The sequence below is a fragment of the Acidithiobacillus sp. TH-A36 genome (genome assembly GCF_057473445.1).
Genome location: NZ_JBYCKP010000586.1, coordinates 1 through 12365, shown reverse-complemented (window position 1 = coordinate 12365; position 12365 = coordinate 1). Strand labels below are relative to the sequence as shown.

The 12365-nt window shown below is 53.3% G+C and carries 12 protein-coding genes; 3 read left to right on the top strand and 9 right to left on the bottom strand.

Features of this window, described 5'->3' with window-relative positions:
- Positions 1-352 (bottom strand): guanylate kinase (locus tag AC2VLY_RS14865; RefSeq protein ID WP_486922534.1); only part of this gene is annotated, 352 nt, incomplete at its 3' end.
- 6 nt (positions 353-358) lie between these two features.
- Positions 359-1222: a YicC/YloC family endoribonuclease gene (locus AC2VLY_RS14860; protein ID WP_193651035.1), complete on the bottom strand. Its 864-nt coding sequence runs from the start codon at positions 1220-1222 to the stop codon at positions 359-361.
- A 415-nt stretch (positions 1223-1637) separates the two neighbouring features.
- Here AC2VLY_RS14860 and AC2VLY_RS14855 point away from each other — a divergent pair, with 415 nt between their 5' ends.
- Positions 1638-2012, top strand: coding sequence for a hypothetical protein (locus AC2VLY_RS14855; RefSeq protein WP_193651034.1), 375 nt, complete (start codon positions 1638-1640; stop codon positions 2010-2012).
- Here the strand turns inward: AC2VLY_RS14855 and AC2VLY_RS14850 are convergent.
- On the bottom strand, positions 1989-2519 hold the full coding sequence (locus AC2VLY_RS14850; protein ID WP_486891856.1) for a TlpA disulfide reductase family protein: 531 nt from the start codon (positions 2517-2519) through the stop codon (positions 1989-1991). The two genes, AC2VLY_RS14855 and AC2VLY_RS14850, sit on opposite strands and share 24 nt — an antisense overlap.
- A 91-nt stretch (positions 2520-2610) precedes the next feature.
- On the opposite strand from AC2VLY_RS14850, the gene AC2VLY_RS14845 reads away from it, so the two are divergent.
- On the top strand, positions 2611-3225 hold the full coding sequence (locus AC2VLY_RS14845) for a BMC domain-containing protein (protein WP_024893627.1): 615 nt from the start codon (positions 2611-2613) through the stop codon (positions 3223-3225).
- 5 nt (positions 3226-3230) lie between these two features.
- Positions 3231-3788: an NUDIX hydrolase gene (locus AC2VLY_RS14840; protein WP_486891855.1), complete on the top strand. Its 558-nt coding sequence runs from the start codon at positions 3231-3233 to the stop codon at positions 3786-3788.
- 104 nt (positions 3789-3892) lie between these two features.
- Here the strand turns inward: AC2VLY_RS14840 and AC2VLY_RS14835 are convergent, their stop codons facing one another.
- The 6 genes from AC2VLY_RS14835 to AC2VLY_RS14810 all read right to left on the bottom strand — a co-directional run.
- The gene (locus AC2VLY_RS14835) at positions 3893-4699 is read right to left on the bottom strand and encodes a CbbQ/NirQ/NorQ/GpvN family protein (protein ID WP_193651033.1); all 807 of its coding nucleotides are present in this window, start codon (positions 4697-4699) and stop codon (positions 3893-3895) included.
- A gap of 17 nt (positions 4700-4716) precedes the next feature.
- The gene (locus AC2VLY_RS14830; protein ID WP_010637896.1) at positions 4717-5043 is read right to left on the bottom strand and encodes a P-II family nitrogen regulator; all 327 of its coding nucleotides are present in this window, start codon (positions 5041-5043) and stop codon (positions 4717-4719) included.
- Complete coding sequence (locus tag AC2VLY_RS14825; RefSeq protein WP_486891854.1) at positions 5040-8192, bottom strand: DUF2309 domain-containing protein; 3153 nt, start codon at positions 8190-8192, stop codon at positions 5040-5042. The genes AC2VLY_RS14830 and AC2VLY_RS14825 overlap by 4 nt, the downstream gene beginning before the upstream one ends.
- Positions 8177-8950 (bottom strand): hypothetical protein, encoded by a 774-nt coding sequence (locus AC2VLY_RS14820; protein WP_193651031.1) that lies wholly within the window; start codon positions 8948-8950, stop codon positions 8177-8179. Before AC2VLY_RS14820 ends, AC2VLY_RS14825 begins: the two co-directional genes overlap by 16 nt.
- Position 8951: 1 nt before the next feature.
- Positions 8952-10640 carry an NADH-quinone oxidoreductase subunit 5 family protein gene (locus AC2VLY_RS14815; protein ID WP_010637891.1) on the bottom strand — a complete coding sequence of 563 codons (1689 nt, stop codon included), beginning with the start codon at positions 10638-10640 and terminating at the stop codon, positions 8952-8954.
- A 33-nt stretch (positions 10641-10673) separates the two neighbouring features.
- Positions 10674-12365: nitric oxide reductase activation protein NorD (locus AC2VLY_RS14810; protein ID WP_486922533.1), on the bottom strand; the 1692-nt coding region annotated here is incomplete at its 5' end.

Sequence of the window (12365 nt, the reverse complement as noted above, 5' to 3'; positions counted from 1 at the left end):
GTAAACGTTCACGGACCTGACGCGCGCCCTGCCAGTCTATCTCCAGCAACACATCCATGCCGGCAAACAGCTGGCTTTTGACCCAGGGCTCACTGGTGCCATAACCATTACCATGCACCCGGGCGTATTCCAGAAACTCGCCCCGCTCCGCCATTTCGCTGAATTGCGCCATTTCCACGAAATGGTAGTCTGTTCCATCCACCTCTCCGGGTCGTGCCGGACGCGTGGTGTAGGAAACCGAAGCGCGAAACTGCGAAGTCACCTCCACCAGCGCTCGCGACAAGCTGGTTTTCCCCGCCCCGCTAGGCGCCGAAATAATCCACAGGATACCGCGTTCTGCGCTGTTCGTCATGATTTTCTACTCCACATTCTGCACCTGCTCGCGCATCTGTTCGATCAACACCTTCAGTTCCACAGATGCAAAAGTCACCTGACTGTCTGCAGCCTTGGAGGCCAGGGTGTTGGCTTCCCGGTTCAGCTCCTGCATTAAAAAATCCAGACGCCGTCCAACTGCTTCGCGGCGGGTCAGTATCCGTCTCAATTCCTGCAGATGCGTATCCAGCCGATCCAGCTCTTCTGCCGTATCCTGACGCTGAAGATAAAACAGAATTTCCTGCTCCCAGCGCTGCGGATCGACCTGCACGGACAGGTCAGCAAGACGGGTCTGCAGACGATTCCGCACCGCCTCTTCCAGTTCCGGAAGATGCGCCCGCAGCGCGCAGGTCTGTTCGCCAATGGCATCCACCCGGCTCAACAGTATCTGCGCCAGTGCTGCCCCCTCACGCTCCCGGGTGGCCTGTAATTCTTCAATGGTACCATCCAGCAAGGACAAAACTTCTTCTTCCAGAACAGCACTGTCCGTGCCGGTGCTTTGCACCAGACCGGGCCAACGCAAGGCGTCCAGCGGATTCAAAGCCGTCTCGCGCAGATTCCAGCACTGCAGCAATTCGCTGTAAATGGTCTGTAATTCTACCGCCAGATCACGGTTGAGGCGCAACCCTCCACCTTCAACAGCCTGAAAGCGCAGCCAGACATCAACCCTTCCGCGCTGCAGGGATTTTTGCAAGCGTGCCCGGATCGCCGTTTCATACACGGAAAAACCTTCCGGCAACCGTAAACTGATATCCAGGTAACGGTGATTGACGGTACGCAATTCCCAAACCAGCGTGCCCCAGTCTCCATGCCTTTCACTGCGGGCAAACCCCGTCATACTTCGAATCATGTGTACCACTCCGTTGCGAGATGCCACTGTAATCCCGAAGACGGCAGTGGGCCTGCAGGCTTTGCCGCGACTTTGGCCCGCGCCGTTGTTGTTCTTGGCGAAATCCTGCGCCCGTCAGGAGAGCTGTCTGAGCCCAAAGGGCGAGTTCTCTCCTGACAGCAGGATGAGCCTTAGAACAACAGGCAAGGGACGTTGGAGCAAAAAACCTGCAGGCCCGCTGACGTCTTCAGGATAATAACCGCTTAACCTAGCACAAGGACAGAAAAGCAGCGAGAAGCGTAATTTTAGCATATAAGCATATGAATATAATTATTGACAGCACTCCCAAGCTGAACTAAACCTAAAGAGTCGTAGCCCAAAAGCACCCCATCCAATAAGGGTGCACTCATGAAATTGCACAACGGGAGAGTGTTCTATGGTTGCCACACAGGAAACGTTATTTGAATGGGACGAATGGAAAGAGCGCGCTCTTGCCCGGGGTATTGCTGAGGATTTGGCAGAATTAGGTAAAAACCTGATGCGCGACGCCTACATGCAACGCTGGCCGGAAGCCGTGCTGAGTGATTGCGGCTGGGACGATGATGGTTTTGGGATGCTGGCCCTCGCCTGCGCCAAACCTGCTGAAACACGTCGGGATTGGGAGCGTTTGTATGCCCAATATTGCCGGCGGCCGGCTTGTCCGCTGCAGCAGCCTTTAGCAGCGGAGGCGAAAGCCCTAGCACCCCTCTATCCGGCAACGCACCCACAGGGAAATAGCCATACATCGCTAATGACGGGACATCCAAAGTAATCGCCAGACGACAACGGGCAGGGAAATAGCCCCTACATAACGGCCTACAATCTGCCCCTTGTGGTTGATCAGCAAGGAGGTGGGAGTCAGGATAACGCCGCCCAGAATCTGGGCGGCCGCTCCGTTTTTATCCGCATAAAGGGGATAATCAATAGCAAAACGGGAGCGCGCCGCCGCGATGGCCTGCGGCGTATTTCCGGCAACAGCTACACCCAGCACCGTAAATCCAGCACCCCCAAACCATTGCTGGAGCCAGTTGAGGGCGGGTATTTCGGCAATACAGGGAGGGCAATCCGCAGACCAGAAATTGATCAGGGCCACCTGATTTGCTCCGGGATGATACTGTACCCACTGCCCATCCGGCTTTTGCAGGGTCAGAACCGGTAATGTGGCAGGAGTAGCAACATCACTTGCGCCGCGCCATTGTGTCCATACATACACTCCGGCCACGACCAACAGCATCAGCACAATATCCAGAGCCCAGCGCCGCAGGCGATGCTTTCCCAATACTATCAACCTCATCTGATCAACATGAAATGGACTGGAGCGTAGCGGTAAATCCCGCTATAATTGATCGACTATATTCGAACCATGGCTCATGATTCAACTTCGCACTTACGTCTACATAGACTCCCTACAACCGCAACTCGCTGCATATATGGCCTCGGTCTCCCAGGGCTTTCTTCCTGTGCCCGGCGATGCGGCCTTGTGGATTGAAGTTTCCCCTGCCATGGCAATTCACCGTCTCACGGACATTGCCCTGAAAGCTACCCGCGTGCATCTTTCCCAGCAGGTCATTGAACGCGAATTTGGAGCGATGGTCGTTCATCATCGTGACCAGAGTGATGTACGGGAGGCTGGTCGAGTGGTTTTGCAGCGCATGGGTGCCAGTCAGCAGGATCGTACCGCCTGCAAAATCACCTGGAAAGAAATCATCCGTGGAATGATGCCGGATCACACCGTACTCATAAACCGCCAGGGGCGGCGCGGCTCCATGATTCTTCCGGAGCAGAGCATGTTCATTCTGGAAACTGATCCGGCCGGTTACGTCATATATGCCGCCAATCAGGCGGAAAAAGCTGCCAATATCACGCTGGTCGATGTACGTGCCGTGGGTGCCTACGGACGCCTGACCATTGCCGGAAAGGAAGCGGACGTGGATGAAGCCGCAGCCGCCGCCATCCACGCCGTGGAAAACCCTTCCTGGACTTGATGCAGATGAATCGGCAAACCCTGCAAACCCAGCTCTGCCAGTATCGCAGTCACTATATGGAAGAGCTGGCTTATGCCCGTCGGGGTTGCGTTCTTTTGCAAAGCGATCCGGATTGCTTTTTTCGGGAAGGAAGCGGCCTGCACATTACCGCTTCCACCTGGATTCTCAACCCTGCCCGTACCGCTACGCTGTTTATGCTCCACCGGAAACTGGAGCAATGGTTTCAGCCGGGAGGACATGCGGATGGTGATGAAAATGTCCTCGCCGTGGCGCTCAAGGAGTGCGGCGAAGAAACCGGGGTTGCAGAGACAGATATCCGCTTGCTGCAATCAAGCATCTTTGATGTGGATATTCACCGGACTCGCCGGCATGGCAGCGAGCTAGCCCATCAGCATCTGGATATTCGATTTCTGGTGGAAATAGATGATCGTATCCCCCTGGATGGAAACAGTGAGTCCCATGCCTTGCTTTGGATACCCCTGCATGAGGTACACGCCTACAATAAGGGACTTTCCATCCATCGAATGCTGATCAAAAGCATGGAGTGGTTGCGTCAGCACTGAAACCGGGGTTGAAGCCAGCCCGAATCAAGGTAAAAAGACCTTAATCCTCAATATGGTCGCGGACCTGGAGGCTTTGCAGCAACTTTGGCCCGCGCCGTTTCAGGTTAGAAAAAAGTACCGACGGCCGCATCCAGGGCATCACGCATATCCGGATCATCCGTAATCGGGCGCACCAGGGCCATGCTGCAGGCCGCAATGGGTGCCACACCTTTCTGTATCAACGCACCGGCATAAATGAGCATACGTGTGGACAAGCCTTCATCCAGACCGTGACCCTTGAGGTTGCGCGAACGTTCGGCAATGGAAACCAGCTTTTCCGCCATATCTTCCGAAACACCCGACTCATGAGCCACAATTTCCACTTCAATCGTCCGTTGCGGATAGGAAAAATCCAAAGCCCCAAAACGCTGCTTGGTGGATTGTTTCAGATCTTTCATGGAAGACTGGTAGCCGGGGTTAAAGGAAATCACCAGCTGAAAATCAGGATGGGCCTGAATCAGCTCACCCTTCTTATCCAGGGGAAGTGTGCGCCGATGATCCGTAAGAGGATGAATCACCACCGTCGTATCCTGACGAGCCTCGACAATTTCATCCAGATAACAGATGGCCCCTATACGCGCAGCGGTGGTCAGAGGACCGTCCTGCCATTTGGTACCATCCTTGTCCAGCAGAAACCGCCCTACCAGGTCTGAAGCCGTCATGTCCTCGTTGCAAGCCACAGTAATCAGAGGCCGCTTCAGACGCCACGCCATATATTCAACAAAACGGGACTTTCCGCAGCCGGTCGGGCCCTTGACCATCATCGGCAGACGGGCTGCGTAAGCCGCTTCATACAAGGAAATTTCATCGTGGACTTCCTTGTAATACGGCTCTTTCTCAATCAGGTACTGTTCTTTTGAATCACTGTTCACCGTATCACCTCTTGATATTAATTCTTGAATTTCACCAGCCGACTGACCTGGATATCCGTAACAAACACAACCCCGGTATGTTTCTCAAAAAATGGTGCGAAGCCTTCCAGAATAGGAGACACCAACTCTTCGGGAACAGCCACTATAATCATGATCAGCACGTCATCTTCATTGAACATAACGTGTCCTTCATAAATGCCGTGACTGCCTTTTCCAGACAAATTACCGACAATGGTATAACCTTTCACCCCGGCCCTGTCGAGAAGATCCGTGGCAAAATCCTTGTGCGCGCCCTCCATGATGATTTCCAGCTTTTTCAAAGGGCTCAAATTCAGTGTGTTCATGCGATTTCCTCCAGGAGGGTCTGTCTGTCAGGGGTTTCAGTTCGTTCTTGCAAGTGAAAGGCACCATCTTCGAGGACATAGGCGCGATAATCATCTTCCGGATCCATGATGATGACCCGGACCCAACCCCCACCCAGCAGCGCCTTGATTTTAACCAGGTTACCCACGGATCTCTGGGCAAAAGCGACCGGCGCTTCGACCAGCACAATCAAGCGCACCGGCTCATGGTAAGGCTTGCCATCCTTGAGAACGGTCTGGGTAGGCAGCCCTGTACGCAAATCACTCTGGTTGCCGGTCATCACTGCAAAGCGCCCCGCCACGTTGTGATATACCTTACTGCCACTACCATAGTGCTCCGTATCCACAACGGAAAAATAATGTTCCAGATTAATCCATTCACCCACCACCATGGGACTGGAAAGAATGGTTTCCAGAAGACGGCCCTTGGGATCCAGGCGGTAATCGTAGGAATGGAGAAAAGCCCGGCTTTCCAGATCCAGACCCTCGGTCAATTCCCGTCGGCCAACAATAGCATAGGCATTGCGGGTCAAGCCCCACTCTGGACGGACCTGCGACCAGTCGTGGGTTTGGCGCTGAGCCATGGCCGCCGCTGCGTAGGGGTCCTGGGCCAACCTGGCATTTCCTCCGAGCAGTGGCATGCGTTCGGCAGCAGAACGACGGGTAGCTGCTGACAAGCCATTCTGCAAACGCTCCAGATAGAGCAGATGTCTTGCTGGCAACAAGTCCACATCATGCAGTTCCACCACGTCTGAAGTGGTGTTATGCACGGCCGGCATAAACCAGGTATCGTCAGGGATGATGATTCCCTTGTCGCGCAAACGCCGACGTACCTCGGGTTTGTTGGCCATAGCCGCAAATACCCGGGCATTGGGTAGCCCCTTGCCACCTCCACAGGCCCCACAATCCAGAGCCGATTCATAGGGATTGTTTTCGGTTTCGCTTTGATGCCCAACCAACAGCACAAAGCGCGAAAAATTACGATTCATGCCAATCAGCAGCAGAGCCTGAGAAATGTAGCGGACCTGCTCATCCAGACTGAAACCAATGCGGCCCAGTCGCTCCATCTGCAAACTGGTTTCATGCCGTTCGACCCGATATATGTCACGCAATTTCTGAATGAATTCAGACTCCTGCTGAGCAGACAAATTGCGGCGTTGGGCCAGTGCACTGGGTCCAGAGATATGTTCCAAAGCAATTTCGCGCAACTCTTTGACATCGTCGTCCGTCACCTGATCGCGCGGAACATTCCATTCATTGATCAACGCCCGGACAATCATCGCCCGCTGCACAGCCCGCAAAATGGAATCCGCCTGATCCGGACTGAGCTTGTCCAGGAGCAGTCGCGTTACCGGCTTTTCAGCATGCAGCTTGTGATGGAGATGATGATAAGTCAGCGGCGCGACGGTCTTGCCAATCAAGCCCAGACTGAAAATGAGACCCACGGCTTCTACTGCCACAAATGGGGACAACACCGAACTCTTCAGTTCATGAAGCACATGCTCCAGAGCACCATAAAGCGGTTCTTCTTCCAGTTCCAGTTCGGCGGGAATTTCCAGCACCAGATTTTTGGGGGTCTGAATCGCCGGACAAAGATGCACTTCAGTGCCACGACCATACTCCAGGAAGCTGATCGGCACCCCAAAAAACCCACCAATTCCAAAAGTCTGATAATCACCAATCGCTTCCAGATGCCGGCGCATGGGTTCCGAACGCACGTCAATACACAGCAACGCCTGGGCAAAAGGCCGTTTCTCCTCGGCTGCTGCAGACGCCTGCGGAATATGGATCCGGTTGACCAGATCCTTGATGTAGTGAGACTCCATGGACCGCAACCAGGTAAAGCCCTCCTGCTTTTCCCAGGCCCGCATAATCTCCAAAAACCTGTCGAGCTGATCCGGCGTCATCGCCAACAGTTGCGCTTCCGCTTCTGCACCCATGACTTTAGCCAGTCGCTGCAGATTCTTAATCTGACGTTCCGCTTCCCAACGGGACTTGGCAGCAATGTACTGCTGCGCCATCTTGTCAAAACCGGAACGTTTGCGCCGTGCCAGTACATTTTCTACCTGTTGTGCCCAGGCGGGCAAAATGGAACCCGTGTACAACTCCAGACGCAAATAGGCAGAAAAAGGATCCGCATGCACGAAATCCTGAATTTCTTCGGCATTGGCCGGACAGGCATGGTGCCTGACTGCCTCCTGAAGTAACGCCATACCCAGAACCATGCGTACGGCCAGAAAATCCGTCAGATCCGCCGGATACTGCTCTGCCCAGTAATAATGTTTGGCGGTACTCCGATAGCGGATGAAACCCGCCCAACCATGCAAACGGGTCAATTGCCGGGTAATATATTTTTGCCAGGAAGCTTCGGGAACTTTCAGATCCCGGAGAATATGCGCCACTACGCCTTCAGGCGTCGCTTCTGAGTCCAGAAGATTGCGCAAATGCAATCCACGCAGGAAAAAGCGCACATTATGCTGAGCCACTTCCTTCCATGCAGCAAAAAATCCCTGCTTGCGTCCCGGCGACTGCCAGGCTGACTGACCTTCATCAAAAAAGTCCAGGCAGCTTTTTACCAGCAGATCATCCAGGGTACTGCCAATGTCCGTCCCGAACAGACGATCGACATTGGCATAAACTGGCCCATCCAGGGCTATTTTATGGCTGAGAATGTCTTGCAGGCGGTGCTTCCGGGTATCGTCATCTTGATCTGGCGCTTGTCCATGGAGAACCGCATGCAGAATTCGTCCATCCAGCCAATCCGTCCTCGGGACCACCTGCTCGTTCTGGCAACGCGTCAGCAGGGACCAGAGCCAATGCTCCATGGAAATTCCGGGCAGAGTCTCTGCGTGTTTTTCGAGAAAAACATGGAGATATTTGCGCAGCGCATTTTCATCGACTTTCCCGGCCTGCCAATATTCCTGATATTCACTGCGGGAAAGATATCCGCGTCCGTGAAATAAACGGCCAGCTTCTTCCACCGCCTCTTCAAAAGGAAGGTGTTCCAGCCCGAACAGAGGGTTATGGTGAATGAAGGTGCGCATTGGCCAAAACCGGGGAATGGGCTCGCTGGCCACATAAATCATCGTCCGTACTTTCAGACGATCCCCCAAAGTCAGTTGATGATCCATATACCCCCCCAGAAGATTCCGACCAAAGCAAACACCCCCAAAGTCAGTCCACCCAACCAGGTGCCAGCCACACTCAAGTCATGCACCGCATCGCCATGGTATATACCGAAAAGTAAATCCTGCAAAAGCCGCCCTACGGTCCACCCCCAAAGGAGCAGGACCAGCAATAACAAAGGCATCCAGATGATTGGCAAGCTTTCCATAGCCTGTAATAAGGCGAAAAAATTGGGAAAGATGGGTGTGGCGGTGGCGGCAAGTGCAGTCAGCGAGATCAGTACGGAAAGACGGGGCAAAACCCGGGCAAAACCGCCGCTCAGGCCCAGATAAGAACCTCCGGTTTTTTTCGTCAAAACGCCCGCCCATATCAGCATCAGCGCGGCAGGGATGGACCAGGCGAGCACAAAAAGTTGCATCTCCCAGTGTTGCGGCAGGACCCCGACCAGAAGCCAGGTCAGGGACAAGCCGGAAGTAGCCATAAAACGCGCCCAAATCTGCATATCACGGGTTCCTGCAGCGCGATAGGCGTACAAAATCGCCGTAAATAATGCCAACGCCCGCAAGGCTGTGGGCATTTCCTGGCCGAGCAGATACCAGGCCCCTGATTTCAGAAGCAACAGCAGACCCAGTTGTGGCAGGACAATAACCGTCAGAGCGCGCGCCCAGGCACCCGGTGCACTGACCAGTAAACGGTTAAAAATCCAGCTGAACGGGAACCAGGGTAGCAAAGCACCTGCGATAATCCAGATGATGATATCCATCTCAGCACCACCGTAACATAACGTTGAGACGCCGCGCCCCACTCAACAAAATCTGAGTCATGCGGGCATACAGGTCATTGACATACAGCTCTCTGGACAACAAGGCATACAGGGCCAGATAAACACCACGCCAGCGGCCCTGATCTGCGCGATCCCACCAACCGCTGGAATCCGCAAAAAAGGTCAAAGCCCAGGCACCGACAAAGAGCAGCGCAAGGATGATCACCAACACGTCAAAGTAGACGCTGTTGATACTGGCGGCACCATATATCTGATATTCCTCGTCGTGCGGATATAAAAAGTGTCCGAAGTAATGGCTGATCAGGGTATAACCAATGACCACCAGAACAAATGATCCGAGAATACCACCCATCAAACGCCAGGGGTTGGTATGGGTCATTTTATGGGTGGCAAACAAGGCCTGGGCTCCGGTCACCCAGCCGAAAAAGAGCAGGATAATGACCCCTTGTTCGTGCAGAAGTCGCGATGAAACAAATAAGTGGGACACACTGAGCACGACTACTGGTACGATAATGGTCAAGGCTGCCGCCGCCAGCCAGGGCAGCCGTGAAGGCTTGGCCGGACGCCGCTCGACAATCGAGGTGTACACTGGGTCCGCAGGGACGCCATCATGTTCCCGGGCCTCGCCAATGATATTTCCTGCTCCCAAAAACAGGGATGCCTTGAAAAATCCGTGGGCGATCAGATGGAAAATGGCCAGAGCAAAAGCCCCAACCCCGCATTCCATGACCATAAAACCCATCTGCCCCATGGTCGAATAGCCCAGTGAGCGTTTCACATCATTTTGAATCAACATCATGGCTGATCCCACTACAGCGGTAATCAGGCCTACGATAAATACAAAATGCAAAACAATACTGGCGTGTTCGAATACCGGAAAAAACCGGTTAAACAAAAATCCGCCTGCGTTGACTATGCCTGCATGCATAAGTGCAGACACTGGGGTCGGACCATCCATGGTGTAGGGTAACCAGCCATGAAGCAGAAACTGGGCAGAGCGCGCAAAAGCGGCGAAAGCCAGGAGAAAACCCACCAGCTCCGGAACCGATAAACCCCAGAAAGCGTCCAGATGCGGATACATTTGCAGCCGGGAAAAAATCACCGGAAGGGAAATAGAGTGGTAACTTCTGATCAGCACAAAAGCAGCCAACCAGAGTGGCACATCTCCGGCCCGGTAAGTAATTTGCGTCCAGAACGCATAACGTCCTGCTGCAGGACGGTTGGTATCGTGGCCCAACAAAAAATAAAGTACCACCCCCACCAGAAACCAGGCGACCAGCAAGGTAATCAGATCAGCCGCAGAAACCATGAATAAAATAGTCGCTGTCATCAAGTCAAGAAGCGCAAAAAAGCGGGTGTAATTAGCCTCTTCGACCATGTAGCGGACGGAATACATATGGACCAGCAGGCTGATTCCACTTACAAAACTCCACATGATGAGGGTTAGAGGATCAAGCCATACACTCCCCCAGAGGGTGCCGATAACCTCCACGCGCGAAAAGCCGCCCAGGGCATAACTGGTCAGCTCAATGAGCGCCAATATAAAAGTCAGCAAGGTAATGATTACGCTGATTCGCGCCGCCACCTTGCGGGCAGAATGCGCAAAGACAAAAATAATGACTGCCGATAAAATTGGCAGGAATGGAATTGCAATTGCCCAATTACCCATTCGACACTCCCTGTATTATGTTCCAATTTAAAATCATTTGGTCATGGATATATAAAGCTGCGGTAATTTTTCTGGAAGCTTGTCCACATGATCCAGCACCAGATAATTACGTTGCCCGAAAATTCTGGAAACATATTCATCGGCATAAGGGTCCAGAGACAGGCAAAATGTCCGGATACCCTTGCGGTTCAGTTCTTCTACGGCTTTTTTGGTATCAAAACGCAAATATTGTGGATCGCGCACATCATTATCTGCGGGTTCACCATCGGTGAGGAGCAGAATCAATTTTTTCTGGCTGGCACGCTGATCCAGCAGATGTCCGGCATGGCGCAGTGCCGCTCCCATACGCGTCGAAAGCTGTCCGGTCATGCCTGCCAGACGACCTTTCACCTTGTCATCATAAGGCGCATCAAAGTCCTTGAACTTGTAAAACTCCACATCGTGGCGTCCATTGGAATCAAAACCGCAAAGCATATAGGGGTCGCCAATGCGTTCCAGAGCCTCAGCCAGCAAAGCCGTGGCTTCCCTGGCCAGATGCAGCACACTGACATCACCCTCTGAACGCGTACGCAGCAGGTCATTGGTTGATTCGGAGAGGTCAACCAGCAACATGACGGAAAGATCCCGGATATTCAGACGGGTGCGAATACCTATACGCGGATCCGGCTGTTGCCCCATGCGGATATCCGTCATCGCCAGAATGGCCGCATTAATATCAATTTCATCCCCATCTTCGACTTTGCGCGTCCGCACCACGCCCTGGGGCTGCACCGCTTCAATCAGCTTGCGCAGCCTTTGCACCAAAGGCTTTTGTTGTTCGAGCATGGTATTAATTTCTGAGGGATCTCCCATTTTGGGATGTTTTTCATACACGGTCACCCACAAGGGACGTTCCAGCTGGGTCTGATAATCCCACTCGGAATAATTTACCGGTTGCGATACCGGCGTCTTGCCCTCTTTTTCGTTAAACGTCAGACCATCGTCGTCATAGAACTCTGTGGCGAGCACCCAGACTTCCTGGGCATCATCTCCCGCTGTTTCCACATCGACGGCGTTGATCATTTCCATGATGCTGACATATTTGCGTACCTGAGCCTGACCGCCGGAGAGAGGATCGCCACTCCAGTCTGTGGCAGGCGCCGTCCAGAGATAGCGATTATCATCGCGATATGGGCTTTCAGACTGATCTTTCTGCATAGAGTAATTCCAGGAAGATTTTTCACATTCTTCTGCCAGTTTTTCAGCAGCCGCCATCAGCACATCATAAACGTCTTCTTCGGCTGCCAACACCCGGATAAACGCTTCTCGGGCGTTGGCCACAAAGGGATGTGGATCAGCATAGTCAGCATCGAGCAGTGCGAGGCTGATACGATCCATGATGGCTACGGTTTCAGGTTCTGCTGCCTGTTCCTCACAGGCCGGCAAACGGCCTAAATGTTGCCATAGAGGGAAAAGGCCCGGGAATTTCTGGATGGCAAGATGCTCAACCCGGGCATCTTCCAGAATACCAATCCACAAACGTTGCAAGGGCTTTGCCAGCTCAAAACGGGGATCGTATCTGGAAAAAACCACATGCGCTGCGGCGTGTGCCGCTGCAGCACGATACAGCTCCAGGGCGGCTGTTTTTTCCCCTTGGGCGTTTTCCACATCGTCGTAGGCGTCGGGAACATGAATGAAGTAATTTTCTATGTAGGGCTGGTAACCTTCTCTGGTTTCATAATCTCC